The following is a 22,635-nucleotide window of genomic DNA, read 5'->3' on the forward strand; positions in this document are numbered from 1 at the left end:
TAATGTTTATTCAATCGTGTAAATAATTGGTTCGATAAAGACAAGCCAAAGGAAAGAGCATGGCAGACAGAGGCTCAAAAAATAAAAAGAAGCTTTACGATTTATTGAAAGATCTTGAAAAGCAGGTTTATGAAAGCGATGAATTGACGCACTCAATGTCGCTAGAAAATCTCAGCTGCCATCAGGATGTATGCCAGTATCTTTCAGAAAAAGGTAGGAGCCATCAACATTACAGGTATTACTCGAGTGCCGGCAGAATCTTGAGAGTATTATCGGCGTTGTGTTAGACCGCTTTGGATACTGGGACTTTTCCTATAATCTTTCTTGCTTAGATAGCAGGCGAAAGCGAAGGAGCTCCTATGGTCACCAAGGATGATGCGTGTTGGATAATCGGCCTTTCCGCAGGTGCGGGCATCGACGTATACCTTGATGGCGGCTGGGGCGTCGATGCGCTTGTCGGGCGTGAGACCAGGGCCCATAACGACATCGACCTGTTCGTTCAGCGCGGGGATTACCAAAGGTTCGTGGATCTAATTGCTGATGAGGGGTTTTCCGAGGTGGCTGCATCTTTCACCACCGAAGATCACACGGTGTGGCAAGACGAGGCGGGGCGCATCGTCGACCTGCATTGCTTCGATTTCGCCGAGAATGGCGATATTCTGTATCAGGGAGATCGTTTTCCCGGGGAGGTCTTTTCGGGGAGGGGGCGCATCGGCGAGGTGGAGGTGTCGTGCATCGACCCCGAAAGCCAGCTGTTGTTTCACTTGGGCTATCAGCATGACGAGCACGACGTCCACGATGTCATGCTCCTATGCCGTGAGTACGGCTTCGACGTTCCCGAAGAATATCGCTAGCTGTTGCTATTTGCATCGGGGCACGACTTCAGCGCTTGCCGCAGATGCGCTGCGCCAGACCGCCCTGGACATCACGCCACGCCGTATATGGCCCTCCGCGCACGCGAGTCCCATTTCGCCTGCTTGATCCAGTACTCGTAGAACGGATAGGGGGTCGCCTTGTACTGGCGCCAGGTCTTCTCGTACGTGCCGCGGGCCGCCTGCCTCACTATGAGCTCGGCGAGCTCGTCCGCGCTCCTGCGGACCTTGAAGCACCATGTCCACTTGAACCAGGCGAGGTAGTTCTCGAGGCGTCTCGTGGAGACGCCCCGGAACCTGCCGATGAAGTGCCTCATCTGGGAGTGGAGGCTGTTCACCCTGTTGATGGCGTGCTCCTCCCTCTTGCTGGCGATGTGCGCGCCGACGCCGAGGGCGGGCAGGACGCGGCGGTACACGTGCGCACGGTCCGTCGAGATTATCGCGCCGACCGCGAGCTTGTCGGCGAGCAGCTCCCTGGCCGCCGCCTCGTCGAGGCCGCCCCTCCCCGCGATCTCGTAGAAGATGTCGCCGGCGTCGTTGATGCCGGTGAGCACGCATATCTTCTCGTGCCCGTCGGTTCCCTGCGACCTTGCGCGGGGCTTCCTGGGCACGCCGGACTCCGACCTGGAGCGGTTTCCCTTGAAGCTTTCCCTGAAGAAGCACTCGTCGAGCTCGGCCCCGCCGCCGGCCTCCACGCGGAAGGCGGGCATGCGCTTGGCCATGGCCTCGAGCAGCCTGTGGCGCATGAAGAACGCCGTCTTGAGGCACACGCCGCACTTTTCCGCCGACTCGCGCAGCGGGAGCATGTCCACGTGGCACTCCGCGAACCTCATCCAGGCCGACCTGTCGAGCTTGGTGGTGGAGAAGATGCGCATGGTGGCGTCGGTGAAGGTCCTGGCGCACCCTCGGCAGAGGAACCGCTGACGGCCGCGCCCGTCTCGCCCCCTCTTCACGTAATGCGGGGAGCCGCACCAGGGGCAGGCTCTGTCGGGATCGTCTTCCGCCCCCTCGCTTGCCGCGAGTTCGAAAAGCTCCGCGTCTATCAGCGCCTTGAGCGATCTCAGGGCCCTGCTCTTCTCGGCAGCCGTCATCTGCGGGAGGAGCTGCCTCGTCAGCTGGGTGAGCACGTCTTCCATTGCAACCTCCATCTCTCCTGATGATGGATTTGCTTTTTTGCTTCCATTAAATCTTCCTTACTATATTCCATTGTTACCCTCCATAACTTCTGATTGTTGCCGTCTTGACGATTATGTATCTTTACATTACCTTCTGAAACATATGGCGCACCTTGTCCAGGCGGCTGTTTGGACGGCGGGGCTGGATGACCGGCTGACCGACAGCGGCCTGATATCCTTTCAGCTCTGTAAGGCATACGCTCCGCCCGTTGGTGTAAAAGGCCAGATCAGTACGGTATGCCTGTATACAGCGGGCGGGAATCTCGCCAGTAAAGACAACTTCATCCTTTTTTACCTGGGCCGTTTCGATGGTGGCACAGTATTTCGGTGCATCATGATAAGCCCTGGAAAGGTATTCCTGGGGCGCATAGAGGATGAAGGAGAGATAAGGTTCCAGCAGCTGCGTCCCCGATTCCTTCAATGCCTGTTCCAATACAATCGGGGCCAATGAGCGGAAGTCCGCCGGCGTGCTGACCGGACTGTAATAAAGCCCGTATTCAAAGCAAATCTTACAGTCCGTTACGTTCCAGCCGAACAAGCCCTGCTCCAGCCCGTAACGGATACCATCCCTGACAGCGTTTTGAAAACTCTGGTTCAAGTATCCCAGCGAAACCCGGCTCTCGTATTGTACACCGGAGCCAAGCGAGAGTGGTGTAACAGACAGTCCTATGGATGCCCAAAACGGGTTGGGCGGCACCTCGATATGGATGGTGTGGCTGGCTGCTTTGAGCGGCCGCTCCATATAAATGACGGAGGGTTCCTTTACCACTGTTTCAAGCTTGTATTTTTCCGACAGCAAAGCGGAAACAACCTCCAACTGCACCCGGCCCAAAAAAGAAAGAATGATCTCATGGGTGATGGAATCCACCTCGCAGCGCAAAAGCGGGTCAGTATCCGCAAGTTGCGTAAGAGCGTCCAGCAGCCGTTCTCTTTGCGCTGCCGTTTTCGGCGCAATCGCCGTCCGCAGCATGGGGAGGGGGTCCTCGCGCCACCTTTTACGAGGGAGCCGGGTTTGGTCCCCTAATACATCGTTTAACCTCACGCTGTCGCTGGGAAGGATAACAATTTCACCCGGATAAGCGGTGTCTGTCCGAACAATTTCCCCTTTGGATGGAATACGCATCTCTGTGATTTTCAGCTTTTCTCTCCCGGCCAGGGCCACCGTATCCCGCAGGCGCAGCGTTCCGCTGTATAGCCGTAGATAGACACGCCGCTGGCCGCAATCGGTGTACTCAACCTTGAAAACGCTGCCGCATAGGGCGGCGCCCCCCTGTTCCCCAATCGGTTGGAACAGCCCTGTCACCGCATCCATCAACGGTTGAATGCCAAGGCCATTTTTGGCGCTGCCATGATAGACTGGGAACAGGGAGGCGTCTTGAACCCGCTGCTGTTCCTCCCGCGCAAGTTTTTCCCGGCTGATTGGTTCTCCTGCGATATACTTTTCCAATAATTCATCGTTATTTTCGATGACCGCATCCCATGCTTCTATGTCGGTATTTTCCTCCAGGACTATTTCCGGGGACAGCGACACCGTCTGCTTGATGATAATATCGGCGGAGAGCTTATCCCGAACAGACTGAACCACGCTCTGCAAATCAACGCCAGCCTGGTCGATCTTGTTGATAAAGATAACGGTGGGAATGTTCATTTTCCGCAGGGCATGGAACAGAATACGGGTCTGGGCCTGCACGCCATCTTTAGCGGAGATCACCAAGATGGCCCCATCTAAAACAGCCAAAGAGCGGTACACCTCCGCCAAAAAATCCATGTGGCCGGGCGTATCCACAATGTTGACTTTACATCTGTGCCACTGGAAGGAAGTGACTGCCGCTTGAATGGTAATCCCACGCTGCCGCTCCAAAAACATGGTGTCCGTCCTCGTTGTCCCTTTTTCGACGCTCCCCGGTTCTGAAATGGCTCCGCTGGCATATAGCAGGCTCTCCGTCAAGGTCGTCTTTCCAGCGTCTACATGGGCAAGAATTCCAATATTGATTATTTTCATGTGATTGTCCTCCCTTTACTGCCCCGAAGGGCATAAAAATCCCCAGCAGTAAAATACTTTTACCACTGGGGATGATAATTTGCGGACATACACATATACAGCGTACACCTGTTTGTGAGTGCTGTTTTTGGGGATATGTCAAAATTGATAAGGCAAAAGTATTCTTAAATTGGGTACAAAAAACTAAGCCCCTACAAAAGGACCTATCATAATCCTTTGTTCCCACTATTTGATTATAGTTTTATTTAAGAATACCTTGCCGCATATTTTTTACTCCTTTTCTGGATTAAATCATTGTATCACATCAGTTTTAGGAAAGCAAGTACCTAAAAGAAATTTTTCTTCCCCTTATATGTAACAATCATACCGGCTTCCTAGCGTTCAGAATGTTTTCTGCTGTCTGCTGTGGTGTTTGGTTGGAATTGTCCAACCAAAAGCCGATCCGTGGTGTTGTCTGCATTTTACTAAATACAAATTCAATGTATACAGAAAGATATAAGGAGTGGGAGGGATTCCGCCGTAGTTGGCATTGTAGGAAAATCCAAAAGTTTAGATTTTCCCACAATGCTTATCTTTTGGTCTTTGGTTCGGAATAGTGTAGTGCTGGCGGTCTATCTCTTGTTTTCGGTTGCTTGCTTCCTTACCGTACATGAGCATTTTGGCCTCGCCACAAACGTAAAACCCATGGAAAGTGGCGATATAAAATTGCGCTACATCAAGGGAACAGGTCCCTTCTCCCGCAAAGAAGTGCATACGGGTGTAGAGATGATTGACAAATGGAAGGTTATCGCTTCTTACGTGTCTTTTGATCATGCCGGAAGGGCCGATAAAGAGGGCAAGCGAAAAGTTCTTTCAGTAATGAACATTCTGGAACCTGGAACCATTTGCACTGAAACGTATCTTGTGTACGGCGCCTATGATTCAAAGGATGTTCAATGAGGTAAACAAAGACCGGGAGGAACACGGCAAGAAACCTTTCTCGGATGACAGCGACAAAAAGCCGCCGGAGGAGAAGGAAACGGTGGTGTCCACCACCGACCCGGAAAGCGGTGTATTCCACAAGGGGGAGCACAAAAAGTGCTTTGCCTACGAAGCGCACACAGCATGTGACAAGCACAATTTTGTTGTTGGTGTTCACGTCACTCCCGGCAATATCCACGACAGTGTAGCCTTTGATCCTCTGTACGATGAAGTATGCCAGTATTACCCCGAGCACAAAACCGTGGTGGCGGACAGCGCCTACAAAACCCCCTGGATCTGCAAGAGAATCTTCGACAGCGGCCGCGTTCTTTCCACCTGCTATACCCGCCCCAAGACCAAAGGAAACGGCCACCCCTGGTGGGCCTATGTGTATGATGAATACTTTGACGATGTGATCTGTCCGGAATACCGTGCGCTGCATTATTCCACCACAAACCGGGAGGGCTACCGGGAATACAAGAGCCGAGGCTATCTTTGCAAGACCTGTCCCACCAGAGGGATGTGCACCGAGAACGCCAAGTGCGAGAAAACCGTACTGCGCCATGTCTGGCAGGACTATGTGGAGATGGCAGAGCATGTCCGGCATATGGCGGTGTACAAAGAACTGTACCGGCTGCGAAAAGAGAAGATTGAGCGTGTGTTTGCCGATGCGAAGGAAAAACACGGGATGCGTTACACGCAGTACAGAGGCTTGGCCCAGGTGACAAACTGGGTGAAGCTTAAATTTGCTGCCATGAATCTGAAAAAGCTGGCCATTTGGAAATGGAATGGCCGCCATCCGGCGCCGGATGGCGGAAAACGAACAGGATGGGGGAAAAGTGTAGCTGTTGTTTTGATGCTTTTTCCGTTTCCGCTTTCGTTTCCAAGCAAAAAACCTGCTCTGGCTTAATTGCCGGAGCAGGTTTTTCTACAGGCTGACAGCAAGGATCCTTGCTGTGTTTTTTATAAAATGAAGGCATCTGGATCTACGGTCAGAAGATCACGGTATCCCTTACAGAAAAGCGACCGATCTTCTCTCTGAACACCAAGCAGGACTTGTTGTATCGGCCAGTAAGCATCATTGATTTCTGCTTTTCTTTCTGCTAATTGTGGATTCCGATGGCCATAATGTCTTAAAACCTTTCGCCCGAAATCTTTCCCAAAGTCATCCATGCTGCAATCCAGAAGGCATAAAAAATCATTGTCCGGATCACCGACAATTACATCTCCAAAATCGATCACGCCATACAGACGATTATGTCTGAACACCATATTGGAAGAGCTAAAATCATTGTGAACTAAACAGGCCGCATAGTCAAACAGTTCCTGATTCTGACCGATATGCTCATATATCGTCTGGATATTTTTCTGGAGTGGTGCATTCAAGAGTTTTCGGTTTTCGAGCACTTCAAGCAGCTGTTCTTGGTCTTCCAAATATCTTTTGCGTTTATCTTCGAAGATTTGACAGAACGGTTTCTCTGAAAGCGGCACCGATATACCATGCAATCTCCGCAAAAATATCGCCATATCTGAAGCAAGCGCTTCTTTTTCCTTTTCTGAAAGCAAGGCATATTCTTGAAAGCCAAAGTTTTCTCCGGGGATAAACGACATAACATTAAATTCATTGCATTGAAAAATCACTTCCGGAATCAAAGCAGGTAAATCATACTGTTTGAGAAAGGAGTATACTGCAAATTCTCTTTGCTGTGTCACGCGCACAGATGGCCGTTTGGGGATTTTGATGACAAACAGCCCATTGCAAAGCAGCACTTCGCTGTCATCCCCCGCATCCAAGCGGCGAAGTTCTCTCACCGGACTTCCGATCCGTTCCATGGCCTTCTCAATATCCGTTATTGGAATTTGCGGACTACTAAATTCACACATCGTCATTCCCCTTCCACGCTACTTTGGGACGAACTCCGACTGTTCAGAATAAACGCCTTCGGCGTCATGCCGGTGCAGCGCTTGAAGCGGCTGCAGAAGGAGGAGGCGTCCGAAAAGCCGCAGGACAGCGCGGTTTCCCCCACGGTGTACGCGCCGCTCAGGAGCATCTTTTTGGCGGCGTTGATGCGCACCTGCATCAGGTACTGCTTCGGCGACATGCTCTCCGAGGCGAAGAAGATGCGGTAAAGGTACGTGCGGTCGATGCCGATGTACCGGGCGAGGTCGCTGACCTGAATCGGGTAGCCGTAATTGCTCTTGATGTAGCCGATCGCCTTGTTCACATACTCGTGCTCGCGCGTATAGGTGCCGCCGTGCGCCGATTTCTCCCGCACGGACATCGCGCCGTAAAAGCAGCTCATCACTTTGATTCCACCGTACCCATTAACCGTATTGCTGCCGATCAAATTGATTGTTAGAGCAACCGATTGACCGCTTGTGGATGCGGCGTAAATTCCGTAGTCTATAGGGTCTGCCTCGTTTATAGTACCCCTGCCCTGGATTGTCGCATTATTCAGTGTCAGGGTCCCGTTGCCGTCGTAGTAGACATTGTAGTTGTTCTTATCGCCATCGGTCAGTTTGCCATTGGTATCTGTTTTCCAATAGCCGCTCGCGGTAATTTGTATCTCGCCTACCCAAAGTGTATTAGGTGCATCTTCTCCCTTCGCCAGCGCCGTGGTGGGCAGCAGGCCCAGGCAGAGCGCCAGCACGCAGAGCAGGCTTAAAAATCGTTTTTTCATGACGGGTCTCCTCGCCTCATGAATAATCTATTGTCCTATTATCCCATAAAAAGAATGTTTTCCGCCTTCCGCTCTTGACAAAAGTCAGGGAGAAAGCCTCCGAGGGCGCATGGTTTGCATCCCCCGATTGCCGTATCAGAGACAGCGTGCGCCCGTTGAAAACCACCTGTGACCACTCCCCTTCGTAAATATGGGAGTAGTCGCCAGGGAATAGTCGCAAATCAGATGAAACGGAAGCAGAAACCTCATTTTGTAATCACCCCGCCCGATTACAAAATGATTCGCTCTGTAGAGAACTCCTTGCAAGAGGAACAACGAGATGATACAAGATGGCGCATATTTTGAATTTGCTACGATCGAGTGGGAATAAATGGTGATACGTTTTCGTATCAGTTTGTGACCCATCATACCCTCTGAGTATTGCCTGCTCAGAGGGTATTTTTTATGTTTTGATAATGCGGTCACGTATTATCGTGACCCCCAAAATGACAACGTCTGCGATAGCGTCTTGCGGGCGGCTTACGAGTTGTTATTCGTCTTTCTACCAGGTGTTTTCGGCATATTTATGACGACACCCAAAGAATATCACTTGATACGTTTTCGTATCATTTCCTGCGCTTTTCCAACCTATGCAGGACCATCGACCCGTAAGCCGCCTGCAATTCCAGAACTGATACGTTTTCGTATCTGTTTTTCGAAAGAGAAAAACCAACTTTTGGGTCAAAGCTGGGTCACGGCGTAAAAAAGCCTCTGACGAGGCCTTTTTTCTCCATGTCCGGCTCGACTGCGCCCTGGACGAGTCCCTCCAGGCAACGCATCGAGAGCGTCCTCTCGATACGTCGCTTGTTCGACGCCCATATAAAAGAACCGCCCCGCAGGATAGCCTGCGGGGCGGAATAAGACTCATAAAGCGCTTTTGCGAAACCTAGATGCGAGACCTTCTCAGAGCGAACACCCCTGTTGCGATAGAGACGACGGCAAGGATAGAAAGCACTGTTATCGGCAGCATGGAGTCGTCGCCGGTCTTGGCGAGCGATTCCTTGTCGCCGTCGCTGGCGGCCTTATCGTTCGCAGATTCATCATCGACCACCTGCTTCTCTGCCGCGACAACGGTGAACTCGGTCTCGGCCGTGCCGGTATCGGAGACGATCGCCAGCGTATGCTTGCCTGCAGACAGGGTCTCAAGATAGGAGGGCTTCAAGGTGACGATGGTGCTGCCCGCCTTTACCGTGTAGTTTGAGGCGTCCACGTCTTTTCCGTCTACCTGCACCTTTAAGAAGTCAGCGAAGGCGGCGTTGGAGGTGAAGGACAGTCCGTCCTCGCTACCCTTTTGCCACTTTCCGTTCGCGCCTTCAATGATCATTGCCTTGAAGGCGGGGGCGACCTCACTGCAGACGGTGCACTTGCCGTTCTCATAGCTATGCCCAGCAGCTGGAATTATCCACTCGCTTTCTTCTATTTCTTCCGTACCGTTTTCATCTATGAAATGCTTGCCGCAGGTATCACAGGTCCAATATTCAACATTGCCGGGCTCGGTGCAGGTGGCAGGGGTCGCCTCGGTCTTGGTGAGCGTATGTTTCAAAGTGAGATTACTTGGCTTCACTTCGTCAATCACATAGCCATCGCCCATAGCACCGTCGGAAATGGCGAGAGAATCAGTGATGTCGGTGCCGTCTTTGCCTTCTACGGAAACGATTGCAACATGGACTTTGCCGTCTTCGGATGCCTCAGCGTTTTTCAACACTTCGTAGCACCATACATGTACGCCCTGTGACACATTTAAAAACGAATCGGTGCCTAAGCTCAAGCCTTCCTTCATATAGACCTCGGTCAAGCCTGTGCAATAGGAAAATGCGCCATTCCCGATAGAGGTGACGCCCTCGGGAATGGTGATCTCTTTCAAGCTGGAGCAATAGACAAATGCGCAATCCCCGATGGAGGTGACGCCCTCCGGAATGGCGATCTGGGTCAAGCTTGAGCACCCAGCAAATGCATAATCCCCGATAGAGGTGACGCTCTCGGGGATGGCGACCTCGGTCAAGCCTGTGCAATTGAAAAATGCGCTATTCCCGATAGAGGTGACGCCCTCGGGGATGGCGATCTGGGTCAAGCCTGTGCAATCATAAAACGCGCTATTCCCGATAGAGGTGACGCCCTCGGGGATGGCGATCTGGGTCAAGCTGGAGCAACCATAAAACGCGAAATCACCAATAGAGGTGACGCTCTCGGGGATGGCGACCTCGGTCAAGCCTGTGCAATTGAAAAATGCGCTATTCCCGATGGAGGTGACGCCCTCGGGAATGGTGATCTCTTTCAAGCTGGAGCAATAGGCAAATGCATAATTCCCGATAGAGGTGACGCCCTCGGGAATGGCGATCTGGGTCAAGCTTGAGCAATCATAAAACGCGAAATCACCAATAGAGGTGACGCTCTCGGGGATGGCGACCTCGGTCAAGCCTGTGCAATCATAAAACGCGCCATTCCCGATGGAGGTGACGCCCTCGGGAATGGTGATCTCGGTCAAGTCTGTGCACCAGCTAAATGCATAATCCCCGATAGAGGTGACCTTGTATCTCTGGTCACCGAATTCTATTGTTCCAGGGATTTCAACGTCGCCGGAAATGCTTTCGTCGGCATCGTTAACCGTCGCCTCGCCAGTTTCTGTATCATATCGATAGGTAATTTGGCCTATCGTGGTTTCGCCCGTATCCGCAAAACATGGCGTGGCTGCGACGAAAGGCAAAGCAAATGCCAGGATGCAGAGTAGACTTAAAATACTTTTCTTCATGACGGGTCTCCTCGTCTTATGAATAATCTATTGTTTTATTATCCCATAAAAAAGAATGTTTTTCCCAAAAAAGAATGTTTTCCGCCTTCCGCTCTTGACAAAAGTCAGGGAGAAAGCCTCCGAGGGCGCATGGTTTGCATCCCCCGATTGCCGTATCAGAGACGGCGTGCGCGCCCGTTGAAAACCACCTGTGACCACTCCCCTTCGTAAATAGGGGAGTAGTCGCCAGGGAATAGTCGCAAATCAGATGAAACGGAAGCAGAAACCTCATTTTGTAATCACCCCGCCCTATTACAAAATGATTCGCTCTACAAGGAACTTCCTGAAAGAGGAGCAACAAGATGACACGATATAGCATGTATTTTAAATTTGCGATGATTGAGTGGGAATAACATCCGCACATTATTGTAAGGTTCATTTCGTAGCCTGATTTTTCATCCAGTGGCTTCAGTTAGGCCGGTTTTTCACCCGGCAAACCTGTAAGCCACTGGATTTCTTTTTTGCCTCGCAATCCGAATAACGAGCATTTGACGAGCAAAATCGCAGGTCAATAATGATCGCTTTTGCTCACGTCCGTTCGAAAGCACAATAATGTGCTGAAATTCTGAATCGAACGTCGTGAGATAGAAAATGACGTCATGGGCGCAAGTTCCCGCCCAAAATTGCGCGATTTTGTGAAATAAGCGACGTCAAGCGTGCGTCAAAGGGAAAACCGCAGGTCGCACAGCGAATAAATCAGACAATGAAAGGATAGCGCATAACCGAAGGACGCAAGACGGCACATATAATATAGCCAAGAACAATATATGAACGACCCTCACAAGGACTATGCCGATGGACAACGAAAGTTACGAAGAAATCGAAAGGGAGGCCGTACTGGGTTCCAAAAAAAGACGGGAGTTTTGGGACACTCTCTCAAGAGCGCACGGTTTTTCAAAAGAGGTTCGAGATACGGTCTTGCAAGCCCGTCCTCGAGTCAATCGGCTGTGCCGTTTCAGGACGTTTGGACCCGGTTCTCTTAAGCAATTGCGCACGAACACACTCTTGTTCTCTTCTCCCCCATATTATGACGACCCTCTCGACACATATTTTTATGTCGACAAAAAGGCTCTCCAAATCCAGTTCAATCTGATTATCGATGCATTCAGAGGACACACCCTTAAAGAGATTATCGCTCTGCTTGGCCAATTCGGCATCCCTGACTTCAACAAACTGCGCGATATAATCGGAAGGGCTGAAATAGAAGAGCTCCCGCTTCAGTTCGATCAGCTGAACAGTCAAATCGACGATATTAGGCGAATAGTGCAAAACGTCGGATACTCCCTTTGCTTCTGCGATGACCCGCTTAACGAGGTGCTGTGGCTGAAATACGCAGATAACCATAAGGGCTTTGTACAGATATACGATGCGAACTGTTCCATAAGATTTCTATGCGGCCAAAAGAACAGTTGTGGACTCTGTGCGAATGACGATTCCTCTTTGGCCCCTTTCCCTATTTACTACTCGAATGAGGGGTACGATGCAACACGATACGCACTTGCACTCCTTCTACTTCGTGAGTTGCCAGCTAATGCGAAAGTATCCTGCCCAGAACTTATCAAATATCTTAAGGAATCAATTAGGTGGGAGTTCGAAAAGGTCACGCTTATCAAGCGTAAGCAGCACGAGTACGACTGCGAATGGAGACTTTTATGCAGAGGGTCTGCAGAGGGTAGACCATCGATTCAGATGGTTCCCTCGTCAGTCGTGTTAGGCCTCCACATGAAAGAAGCGGAAAAGCGAAGCGTTGTGGATGCAGCCAAGTCCGCCGGAATAAAAGAAATTTTGCAGGCGTATATTGACGAGGGGACTGGCAAGCTTGCAATTCGCTCTTACCAATCAACAGAAGAATAAGTTAGCCGCTAATCGATTGGTACACCCCAAGGAAGACTGTCTTTCCCCTTCTCGTTTCTCTTGCTCTGCCATGTTGAAAAAAGATATCGGTCGAATTCAAAGAATTCTGTTTCACTATATGGATGTTGCCTATCGTAACTGCCGATATTCGTTATGAAAGCGTTGTCAGTGGATCGCAACGCATAGTGTTGATACTTCAACGAAGGTAATAGTTGTTTGTATAGAGCATAGTTGAAGGAATCATCTATTTTCATATGTTTAACGAGCTGAGAGTACTCTCCATTAAGATCATAATCTACAAAAAGGGCGAGATTGATGCCACAAAGCGCAAATACGTCATCTGTTACACGACGAGAATAATAGGCAACTCCGTCAAAGCCGAGTTTTTTACACGCCATCATTATTGCCTGAGAGACGATATACTCAGACTTAAACAGGTTTTGCGACTCCAGCAATCAACGAGATGGCAAGGCGGACGTATCGCAAAGAATCTCGCATGAATATTTGCGAGTTATCCTCAAGCTACAGCGTTGTTAATGAACTGGACAACAGGCTCGTAATCGTTCGAATCGAAAACCTTTATATAGTCACCCTGGCTATTGCGTTCGTAAACACACAGCAATTTATCTGAAAAATCATCGCTTATGCCGATGCTGTATTCCTTCCCGTCAAACGATACGTCGTACTGAATACCAGCCTGCATGCCTTTTAAACGTGGTTTCCATTCCGTGTGCCAACCCAATCTTCTTAGTTCAATCGCAGTCAATGCAGTAAATAGCTCTTTATTGAAACCGCTGGCGACCGTATTGGTGCCGACAGGCATCCAGCAGACCCAGCCTTTAGAGTAAAGCCGACTCGTTCTGAACTGAAAGTTTGCCCCAATCTCGCGAAACAGAAGAGGCTCATCAATGAAATACTTCGCCCAGGCGTCATCCCTACAACCGTCCCAAACGTAATCAGCGATGATTCCATTCATCGCCTCCTCGATGTCGCAACCCCGTTTCTCAATATCGTCCAACAATAGCTTGAAGTAGCTGTTTGCTTTACGATGAGAACTATCGAACATTCTGAAATAGGCCCGCCAGTCAACATCTCTGTCGTTTTGCACGATGTAATAACTTAGTTTTTTCTTAGGCATCGAATAATTGCCCTTGGTCAGCAATGCGCGCCTCAACAGATCTCCGTCAACAATGAGATCGGACGGACCAAATATACTCGAGATCAAATTTAGATACGAGACGAATCGCTCAAGGTTTTCGTCGGTTGCATTCCTGGCGTCTTCCATGGTGTTGATGCCGGAATAATTGAGCAGGAAGCCAATCTTTCCCTCGAAGTATTCAATTTTTTCGCCTGAGATAATCGCATCACGCCATTTCTCGCTTTTATTGATAAGAACCGCCTTGAGTCTTTCTTCCAAGATTTGCTCATCAGGTATGAATCCGGACACAACGTTGTCTTCATCGGCGAGCTTAGCCAGCAAATCCCCGATAAAACACTCCATACCAACTATGCATTTCACTGCACCGGAATATCTTCCCAAAGTATTAAAGCCTTGATATCTCCCGGCAAATCGAACTAGATTATTGGCAACTCGATACCATTCGGACCACGACTCCTCGTCGAAATGCCCCTTGACCTGGTAAAGGTACGATTGAACCACCTGAAGCATGATGCGCTCGGAATAATCAGGATTGCGCTGGGCCTGAGACGCCCGACTGATTATGTCCACTATTTCAGGATTCGCGTTTTCGCTAGAAGCATAATCCAGGGTGTATTTGATGTAGTCAAACGTCTTTTGTGTCAACGTGGAAGCGTTCTTTAACCCCGTGTCAAAGTCCTTCGCAACCAGATTAAGTGTCCTTGACTGCAGATTCCTCACTCCGTCAGCATAACCAGTATCCTTGTTCCCGTAAGCGTTGAGGCTGCTCCATCTATTCCAGAAGGTCCATACGAGAAAGCTACACATCTTTCCGTCATAGTTTTTGGGAGTGCCTAAGCGCCAGAAGAAATCAAGCCATCTCTGGTCAAGACTCGAGAAGAACTCGACATGCTCACGATAATCTAGCACCCCTAACGACGCTCCCTCGAGCTCGGCCTTGAAATTCTCATAGGGGCTAAGGATTTTCCCTCGCGCATTCATCTTGATGTAGAGATCATCTTCGTTTCCAATATGTTCGACGTCCAACCATTCAAATCGAATGGGACAGTCGTCGTCATTCGTGAGCTTCTCCCACAGATCATCGCATTCGAAAAAGACAACCTCCATCCTATCCAAAACGACCAGCGCAGATCTAATAGTGGGATCATATCTCCAATTCGGATGAAACCAGCTAGCATCACCTATGCAATCGGAGATGCGCCCTTCGGAATTTTTCCAAGCGGCCCGAATATCCAAAAACATGCTGGCCGTTGTTATTCTTTCAAAAAAATCACGGGAGGTACTTCTCGCTTGATATGAAAAACCTCGAAGAACGTCGATTGCATCATTTATCGATTCTTCAGATTTTTCGTCTTTGCAAAGAAGGGCAAACCAATGCAGCAAGAAAAGGGTTGTAAGGCGCTGCTGGCCGTCCAATGGAAGGAACAGGGTGTCGACTGTTTTTCCGTACACAAAGTTCAGGTTCAAAATATTTGAGGAGTCGACAGCCTTCTTGATATCGGACAGAAGAACGTCTCTTACCTCTGCGACTTCCCTCGAAGGGCGACCTTGGACGTAGTCTCGCTGTATCGGAGGAATGACGATATTGTACTGTTTGATAATTCCCCAGAATGTTTTACTGCTTCCTTTATTCATCATCGTCACCGTCCAGATAATAGGCAAGGGTGTCCATCATTCCGTTCTTGCCGTCAAGGTATTCGCGTCTATCGGTTGCGCTCCAGATTGCAAAGGATTGAGGATTCTGGGTGTAATACTTGAGGAACACGTTCTTGGTGCAGATCGGCACGAATTCGGCGCTTCTATCTTTTTTGATAATCACACCTCGCTTGGTCAAGAAAGTGCCTGATCCGTAACTCCTATTAGTGCCAGCATCCAGAAGTGCAAGGTTAGAAATCAGGTTTTGCTGTTCCTCGATCGCGGCATAGAATGCGACGAATGCTTCAGAGGATGCAAAGTATTCCGATCTCCCTTCATCCTCATAGCCGCTGTCGTCGATGAAGCTATCGATCGCAGCTTTCATCTCTTGGGCATCGATTCCGTAATCGTCCGCAATCATTTTCAGGGATTCAAAATATCTTCTACGCTTTTCTGCCCGACCGTCTATTTCGGCATCTGTCGGAGGCTTTGACGCAGTTGCGTGGATGTGCTCGATATCCCAGTCATCGGTTTTATATTTTTCGAAGGGGAACCTGATCGAAGCCCGATCCGAATCGAGAATCGTCTTGATATTAAACAAGAGCAAGACTCTTTTGATCGCGGCCTTTTCCTTCGGGTCGTTGTAGTCTAGCAACTTGATTTTTTCGGAAGTGCTGCATCCCGCAGATACCAGCGACTCTTTGATCAATCCGTCAAGCTGAATCTTGACCTCTGACTTCTTTTTATCAACCAATAGAGGGAAGAGCTCTTCTGCGCTTTTATAGCCAGAAGCGATTAGATATCCGATTTTGTGGTACATAACATTGTCCGTGTACCAATATTGAAAGTGCGCGAAGATGTCACAGATATCGCGCCAAACATCGAGAACCTGCGCTCCCTCTTTTACCATTTGACAAAGGCAGTTGAACGACGAGTAGGCATTCTTCTTTACCCATGAACCCGAAATATTCGATTTGCTGTTTTCCCAAATCGAGAAGAGCAAATCGATACGCGCACTTTGCATTAAATCAATGTTTTCATCGTTCGTAAGGAAGAACCACAATCTGTCATTTTGTAGGGACTGTTCTATATGGTTCCATTCGTCCGCAACGCTCAACATGCGCCGTTCGCCACACTGCTTCTTCAAGTCGCCAAGAAGCTTTCCTTTGATTAGCTCAGCATTAGTCAATGGTATCTTTCCAACGTTGAGCTTTCGAAACATAGATATTGCATCCTGGTCATCGGCAATTTGATACCAGATTAGCAAGGTTCGCGCTTCGACATGCGAAGCAATCATTCTGTCGAACTCTTTTGAGCTCAAACCGTTATTCTCACGCCAGGCTACAATCGTGTTCCACGCCTGCTGCATAAAATAGAAATCTGGATTTTGACAATCCTCGAGACTAATTTCGCCGAGAGATCCCTCTAGGAAAGATTCGCTATCCGGACGGGTTTCATAAGAGATCGAATACGGAAGCTCTTCTTCATCATCATTTCTGTATGCATATTTGAGAATGATGTAGATTGTCGTCAGGCGCTGCTGGCCGTCAATAACCTCAAACGTCTTTTCTCCGTTGAGTTTTTTAACGACGATAGGCTGAAGACAATAGTTCTCGTCTGCAGTTCTTTCGGCATTATCGAAAAATTCGTAGATATCATCAAGCAGTTCAGACACTTGCTGTTGATCCCATTTGTACCCTCTTTGATAGGACGGAACGACAAAACGATAGTTCTTTAGATCCTTAACGAATCGTTCTGTTGCAATTGGATCCATAGCGCCCCCACCACCTCAATCTGCATCAATGCTCTATCGTCGATATCCTCCGAAAAATGTTGCGGAAAACATAAACTTAACGCCTCAAATAAGGCTAACATAGCTCAAGCAATCCCTGAGGAATGGGAAATCAAAAGGAGTTTAACGTCTCCTCCTTGAATCTCATTAACGAAGCGAAGGAATAGTTCTTCCACAGTACGGGGCATCCGCCGTAGCAACGCTCTAAATATTCGCATGACGCGCATTTCGAAGACGGTAGTCTGCGTATATCGTTCAACGCATCTTGAGCGTCGCGACCCTCCAATAGTTTCTTCAATTCGCGGGGGTTGGAGAATTCTTTCCCGAATCTACCTAGGTTGGTGCCAATGTACATATCGCAGGGCATTAATTCCATACGCGTATTTACTGTTATCGCATTTCCCAGATGAACTTGGCACGGACCAGCCAGTCTTCCTTCCAACACCTTCAATTGCTCTTCGGTGAATATGCACATTGGATAACTGTACTCAACCCACCAGTCATCCGTTATGGCGCACAGACGCTCTGCTTGAGATACGAAAGCCTCAATCAATGAGATCGGATTGTTCTTCACCAGATAATCTCGATCCTTCTCCTTGGAATGAGCGTTGTCGATATAGAACGTGAAAGAGAATTGCTTGGCTCCGTTGTCATGGGCCATCCGTGTTGCATCACAAACCTCGGCGACGTTATCGTGCGTGACAACCATCGAACAGGTGAACTCGATTGGCATTGATGAGAGATTACGAATGGCCTTCATTTGGCTGGAAAGGCCATCGCAGCCTGTTGATCGGATCCATCTTTCGGAGCTCGCCCCCTTCATTGATATGTCAAGATACCTAAGCCCCGCATCGAGCAAACGCTGACAATAGTCGGCATCGGCAAGGAGCATGCCGTTCGTTGCTATCGTAGGAATGATAGAGGGATAGTTCTCGCTTACATATTGAAGGGTTTCAACAAGATTCGGATACAGGAGGGGTTCACCTCCCGTAAGGAACAGATAGCGAACCCCTGCTTCCCCGCAAAGATCGACCAAGGATCTTAGATCCTCATATTCAAGCCGATCGCTTAATCGGTAACCAGCCTCTTTCTCGAAGCAAAAATCACAACGCAGGTTACAGCCATGCGTCAAAACAATCTCGCATTGCTTCAATCTGTTCTCATCGTTGGAAGTCATCTCTTCCCCATCCATCTTTCGGGCAATCACTCACAGCTAGTTACAAGTAAAATGGCAGCTGAAGGCTAAATCGCGTCGTCGAGCCCGTAGAGCGATGACAAGGCATCCGCAAACACGGCAGCTGGCAAACCCTGGCTGACGATCGTCCCGCCCGCCCCGCCGCTAGCAAGGCCGAAGTCGACGATATAATCGGAGACAGCGGCGATAAATTCAACGTTATGCTCGATAATCAGAATAGTGTCGCCTTTTTCCTGCAGAGAGAAAAGAACCTTCACGAACCTCTCTATATCTGTATCGCTCAAACCGGATGTCGGTTCATCCAGTATGTACAGGTTCTTTCCATGGGAGGGAACGCCGAGAGCTCTTGCCAGCTTGATCCTCTGCGCTTCGCCGCCAGAAAGACTCATGGACATCTGGCCGAGCTTCAGATAGCCGAGACCGAGTTTCATCATGCTTGCAAGAACGGAGCTTATCTTCTTCGAGTCGCTGAAAACATCGACCATATCCGCAACCGGGGTCTCGAGGGCATCCAGTATTGTCATGCCTCGATACGCAACAGACAGGACTTTGTCGCTAAATCTTTTTCCGCCGCACTCTGGGCAAGTTATGTAAGAGCTAGGCAGATAATTCAATTCGATTTTTTGCAGACCGGTGCCCTGGCAGCATTCGCAACGTCCGCCCTTGACATTCATGCTGAATTGAGATGCCCCGAGCTTGAGCTTCTTTGCCGAATCCGTTTTCGCGAATAAAGAGCGCATGTCGTCAAAGATTCCCAAGTAGGAGACGACGGTCGACCTAGGGGTTTTCCCTACGGGAGCCTGATTCACCTGAATAACCCGCTTGACGGAATCGCGACCGTGGAAATACTCGCAGCAGCCTCCGTCGATCGAGGCAAAGCACTTTGCGATCGCCTGCGCCAGTGTCGACTTCCCGGAACCGGAAACGCCTGTAATGCAGGTGATTCCCCCTACGGGAAACCGGACCGTCTGTCCCTTTATGTTGCGGAAGGAAATTCCTCCGATTTCGAAAAACCGACCTGCTTCAAACGGGATTTTGAAAGACAGCGGCTGGCCTTTGTCGGGACGCGGAGCTCTATCCATCAGATAGCCGCCTTCTGGCCCACCAACCGGTCCCAACTCGATAATGCCGTCCGCGGACGAAATGTACTGCTTGTTATGCTCGATAGCGATGACAGTATTTCCCCGATCAACCAGCTCTTTTGTCGCTTGCGTTATTCGGCCGATATCCCTGGAATGCAGCCCCTTGCAGGGTTCGTCAAGTATGTAGAGCAATCCCCTTAGAGAGCATGTAAGCTGCGTCGCTATTCGAACCCGCTGCCGCTCTCCGTCAGAAAGGGAGGGAACGGTCCTGGCCAGAAAAAGGTAGCCAACGTTGAGCTTGATCAGGGCATCCAGCTTGCGCACCGCGCCATCTACAAGCTGGGCAATGGCGTCGCCGTGGGGTGTGGAGGCTCTGAGATCCCCGATCTCGCAAAGCCATGAGCGAAGCAAAGTCAGTTCCATATGCTCCGCCGCGGCGTAGTTCACCCCGTCCACCTTGTAGGCTAGGACATCAGGTCGAAGCTTTGCTCCTCCGCAAGCAGAGCATGGCCGCTCCTCCGTGAACCGGCCAAACGTAGATAACCGCTCCGAAGAAGATTCGCAATCCGACATGCGTTTCATAATGGCAGGGATGGCGCCCTCCAGGTGTACATAATGGCGTTTCCTCCGCTTTCCCTCTTTGTACGAAAGCTGATAGCGTATTCCCTCATCTGCGCGGAGAAGAAGGTCGAGCTCGCGCTCGGATAATTCGGACACTTTTTTCTCGATGTCTATCCCGTAGTGTTCGCAAAGAGCCTCCAGATATTTCTGCTCTTTGCTTTCGGGAGAACCCTTAAAGAAAAGAATTCCTCCATCCCTCAGCGTTACTTCGCGATCGGGAATCAGGAGAGATTCGGATACAGCCCTCTCTATACCCAGGCCAGAACAGTTTGGGCATACAGACTTCGGATTGTTTGATGAGAAGGTGCTTTCGGTGACATCCTGAGATTTATCACTGTTCACAATCGAAAAGACGGAGCGGAGGTAATAAGCGATCTCCGTAACGGTTCCTACCGTGGATCTAGGATTAACGTTGTAATAGTTCTGAGAAACGTTCAGGGCCGGATGAAGATTTTCGATGGATCCAACCTTGGGCTTGCTCATCAGCTTTTGGCCGTAGAGATTCCCCGTCATGCCCTCGAGGAAGCCCCGCTGGCTCTCTGCATAGATAGTATCGAACACTAGGGAGGATTTGCCGCACCCGGAGCAACCGGTGACACAAGTGAAAGAATCGAGAGGGATATCCAAGTCGATATGCTTCAGATTGTGCTCATAGGCATCCCTGATAATCAGCTTTTCCATGCTTGCGTGGCCCCCATCTGACCCGTCGCATCACTTGTGCCGACTTCTTTAACAGCACTTTGAGAATCCGATTCCGCCTCTTGTTTGATTTCGAGGAAATCCAATACCTTACGCCGAGTCTTGGAGGCGACCTTGCAGTGGAAGTCATCGATGAAGAACGGATTGCCATCCGGATTCTCATTAGCGTTGGCCATCATGCAAACGGTGCAATAACCTCGGTTTTCGCAGCTAACGCATTTGGAGAAAGAATCCCTTTTGATACCTCGCAGCCATCTGATCTTTTCCGAGTCCTCCCACACTTCCTTTAGAGTACTTGCATTGAGGTTCCCGATAACATTCGACTGCCACCCGGCGCATGGAAAGACGTTCCCCTCAACCGAGACACAAAGGCTGTACCTACATACAGAGCAGACAGGGTCCTTTCCCGTCAGAAGCTCTTTCTCCGATGCCGCCTCTTTTATTACGCGCGCGAATCCCTCCGACATCTCCTTATCCAGCACAGCATCAAGTTCGTCGAGCGAAATGCGGTTATCTAGATTGCCTCCAGAGTGATCGCATGATGCGAATATCACGGGCTCTACTGCCACAGCGACGTTATGCTCTCTTGCCCATACGACAACATCGATGAAGCTATCCTTGTTTTGCTTCATTACGGGACAAGAAATCTGCACTGGAATCCCAGCTTCAATCAGCCTCAAAATGCCATCGACCGTCTTATTGAAGCTGCCGACCAGGCCGGTGATTGAGTCATGCGCCAAGGGGTCCATCGAGTAGAGCGAAGTTTGGACAGAGAGAAGCGGATTCTTCACCATTTCCGAAATGTGGTCATCGGTTAGCATGGTCAGGTTTGATAGGACATTGACTGAAAGGTCGAGCTCCCTGCAGCGTTTCAGAAAGTCGTTGAAGTCTTTATGGAGAAGGGGCTCGCCGCCGGAGAAGGTCACGTGGATGGCGTTCAAACGTCTTGCCTCTTCAAGAATCCTTAAAATAAGGTTCGTTTCAATTGTCTTCGTCTTGCATTCATCCGGAATATAGCAATGGACGCAATGCTCGTTGCATGCGCTCGCGACATCGAAATGTATGCTCCTGAGAAAGTCGCTGGGGCCCATCAGGCCTCCTGCGCAATCTTCCATCGGAACGATCGGGGTTCTCTCCCCATAAGACGACGCAGGCACGGAGGGCAAACCCCGGTCGATGCAAGACGAAGCGGTTAGGCCCTCACTCAAGTATCCTTTTTCGACAAGAGAGTGGAAGAAATCGACAACATCGAGTTTCAGGTCTTCTCGACCAATGCCCCTGAATATCCGCATCAAGTCATCTACTACGTCCTCAACGTCTCTCGGGCTTTTACTCAACATCGAAAGCATGACCGCGCCGCTCTCAGATACAAAAGTCTCGCCAGGCCGGAAGCTCGAGTCGTCGAGAAAGCGATATCCATAATCGGAATTATCCGCAATATAGCCATGGTGCTCGTACTGCCTGAATAAAATATCATTACGGATTTTGTAGAACATCTGGAAACCCCGAGTAATGCGTCGCAGAAAAGTCGATTAAAAAGAAAAGACGCAGAGTGAAACCCTGCGTCTCGCGATGTCTTGTGCGGAATCCGGGCTAAGCCTTGTTTACGCTACAGGGCCTTCCGCAAGGACCGTCACCGCATTTGGCCATGTTGACCGTTTCGGGCTTCAGAATCACAGGCTTGACATACTCCATAGTTTCCCCTTCCCGAAGGATTCTAACTATTTCATCCTCAATGTATTTTCCCAGAATTGCCCAATCTCTTCAAGCGTTCGAAGGCATACCCTGCGAACAACTCAGCTTTCCTCAGCTTTCCCTTCCTGCAAATACATCCGATTTTTCTTTCCGCATCAAATTTGCAATAGTTTGGAACCGGACACCGAAACAGTAGCTAGAGGGGGTTCGGAGTCACTGCCCCGTACCTTCCGCTACCGGGGGCAGCTGGTGAAACATAACCGCTTAAAGAGCTCGGGGGACGGTGCTTCAACAACATCGCGTACGCGAGCCTAGACGACAATCCCGGCATGCGCGAGCAGTTCAAGACCGACTACGACATCGCACGCGCTATATCCAATTCAGGG

The 22,635-nt window shown here is 49.8% G+C and carries 16 protein-coding genes; 5 read left to right on the plus strand and 11 right to left on the minus strand.

The window, feature by feature from the left end; all coding sequences use genetic code 11:
* Positions 1–59: 59 nt before the first annotated feature.
* Both DW195_RS10295 and DW195_RS00755 read left to right on the plus strand, forming a co-directional pair.
* Complete coding sequence (locus tag DW195_RS10295; RefSeq protein ID WP_147356464.1) at positions 60–287, plus strand: hypothetical protein; 228 nt, start codon at positions 60–62, stop codon at positions 285–287.
* A gap of 72 nt (positions 288–359) precedes the next feature.
* Positions 360–854 carry a nucleotidyltransferase domain-containing protein gene (locus tag DW195_RS00755; protein WP_117843039.1) on the plus strand — a complete coding sequence of 165 codons (495 nt, stop codon included), beginning with the start codon at positions 360–362 and terminating at the stop codon, positions 852–854.
* Positions 855–925: 71 nt separating this feature from the next.
* On the opposite strand, the gene DW195_RS00760 is transcribed toward DW195_RS00755, so the two are convergent.
* On the minus strand, positions 926–2,008 hold the full coding sequence (locus tag DW195_RS00760) for an IS1595 family transposase (RefSeq protein WP_158567863.1): 1,083 nt from the start codon (positions 2,006–2,008) through the stop codon (positions 926–928).
* Between the two features lie 121 nt (positions 2,009–2,129).
* Complete coding sequence (gene tet(W), locus DW195_RS00765) at positions 2,130–4,049, minus strand: tetracycline resistance ribosomal protection protein Tet(W) (protein WP_118205357.1); 1,920 nt, start codon at positions 4,047–4,049, stop codon at positions 2,130–2,132.
* Between the two features lie 600 nt (positions 4,050–4,649).
* On the opposite strand from tet(W), the gene DW195_RS10360 reads away from it, so the two are divergent.
* Together DW195_RS10360 and DW195_RS00780 are read left to right on the plus strand one after the other, a co-directional pair.
* Positions 4,650–4,988 carry a hypothetical protein gene (locus tag DW195_RS10360; RefSeq protein ID WP_158567864.1) on the plus strand — a complete coding sequence of 113 codons (339 nt, stop codon included), beginning with the start codon at positions 4,650–4,652 and terminating at the stop codon, positions 4,986–4,988.
* Positions 4,978–5,919, plus strand: a complete 942-nt coding sequence (locus tag DW195_RS00780; RefSeq protein ID WP_158567865.1) for a transposase — start codon at positions 4,978–4,980, stop codon at positions 5,917–5,919. The genes DW195_RS10360 and DW195_RS00780 overlap by 11 nt, the downstream gene beginning before the upstream one ends.
* Before the next feature lie 53 nt (positions 5,920–5,972).
* Here DW195_RS00780 and aph(2'')-Ig read toward each other — a convergent pair whose 3' ends face one another.
* The 3 genes from aph(2'')-Ig to DW195_RS00795 form a co-directional block, all read right to left on the minus strand.
* Positions 5,973–6,893, minus strand: coding sequence for an aminoglycoside O-phosphotransferase APH(2'')-Ig (aph(2'')-Ig, locus tag DW195_RS00785; protein ID WP_118205363.1), 921 nt, complete (start codon positions 6,891–6,893; stop codon positions 5,973–5,975).
* Positions 6,894–6,895: 2 nt separating this feature from the next.
* Positions 6,896–7,690, minus strand: a complete 795-nt coding sequence (locus DW195_RS00790) for a helix-turn-helix transcriptional regulator (RefSeq protein WP_118205365.1) — start codon at positions 7,688–7,690, stop codon at positions 6,896–6,898.
* Positions 7,691–8,615: 925 nt separating this feature from the next.
* Positions 8,616–10,478: a leucine-rich repeat domain-containing protein gene (locus tag DW195_RS00795; RefSeq protein ID WP_118205367.1), complete on the minus strand. Its 1,863-nt coding sequence runs from the start codon at positions 10,476–10,478 to the stop codon at positions 8,616–8,618.
* Positions 10,479–11,312: 834 nt separating this feature from the next.
* On the opposite strand from DW195_RS00795, the gene DW195_RS00800 reads away from it, so the two are divergent.
* A complete protein-coding gene (locus tag DW195_RS00800; RefSeq protein ID WP_118205369.1) occupies positions 11,313–12,371 on the plus strand; it encodes a DUF2971 domain-containing protein in 1,059 nt (352 codons plus the stop codon).
* A gap of 8 nt (positions 12,372–12,379) precedes the next feature.
* Here the strand turns inward: DW195_RS00800 and DW195_RS10300 are convergent, their stop codons facing one another.
* From DW195_RS10300 to DW195_RS00830, 6 genes are all read right to left on the minus strand, one after another.
* Complete coding sequence (locus DW195_RS10300; RefSeq protein WP_147356465.1) at positions 12,380–12,769, minus strand: hypothetical protein; 390 nt, start codon at positions 12,767–12,769, stop codon at positions 12,380–12,382.
* Between the two features lie 119 nt (positions 12,770–12,888).
* Positions 12,889–15,192 carry a DUF262 domain-containing protein gene (locus DW195_RS00810; protein ID WP_147356466.1) on the minus strand — a complete coding sequence of 768 codons (2,304 nt, stop codon included), beginning with the start codon at positions 15,190–15,192 and terminating at the stop codon, positions 12,889–12,891.
* On the minus strand, positions 15,158–16,939 hold the full coding sequence (locus DW195_RS00815) for a DUF262 domain-containing protein (protein WP_118205375.1): 1,782 nt from the start codon (positions 16,937–16,939) through the stop codon (positions 15,158–15,160). The genes DW195_RS00810 and DW195_RS00815 overlap by 35 nt, the downstream gene beginning before the upstream one ends.
* A gap of 130 nt (positions 16,940–17,069) precedes the next feature.
* Positions 17,070–18,134 (minus strand): radical SAM/SPASM domain-containing protein, encoded by a 1,065-nt coding sequence (locus DW195_RS00820; protein WP_118205377.1) that lies wholly within the window; start codon positions 18,132–18,134, stop codon positions 17,070–17,072.
* A gap of 65 nt (positions 18,135–18,199) precedes the next feature.
* Entirely contained in the window at positions 18,200–20,536 is a 2,337-nt protein-coding gene (locus DW195_RS00825; protein ID WP_118205379.1) for an ATP-binding cassette domain-containing protein, read from the minus strand.
* A complete protein-coding gene (locus DW195_RS00830; protein ID WP_118205381.1) occupies positions 20,524–22,050 on the minus strand; it encodes a PqqD family peptide modification chaperone in 1,527 nt (508 codons plus the stop codon). Before DW195_RS00830 ends, DW195_RS00825 begins: the two co-directional genes overlap by 13 nt.
* Between the last annotated feature and the right edge of the window lie 585 nt (positions 22,051–22,635).

The sequence above is a fragment of the Collinsella sp. AM17-1 genome (genome assembly GCF_003470665.1).
Taxonomy (GTDB): Bacteria; Actinomycetota; Coriobacteriia; order Coriobacteriales; family Coriobacteriaceae; genus Collinsella.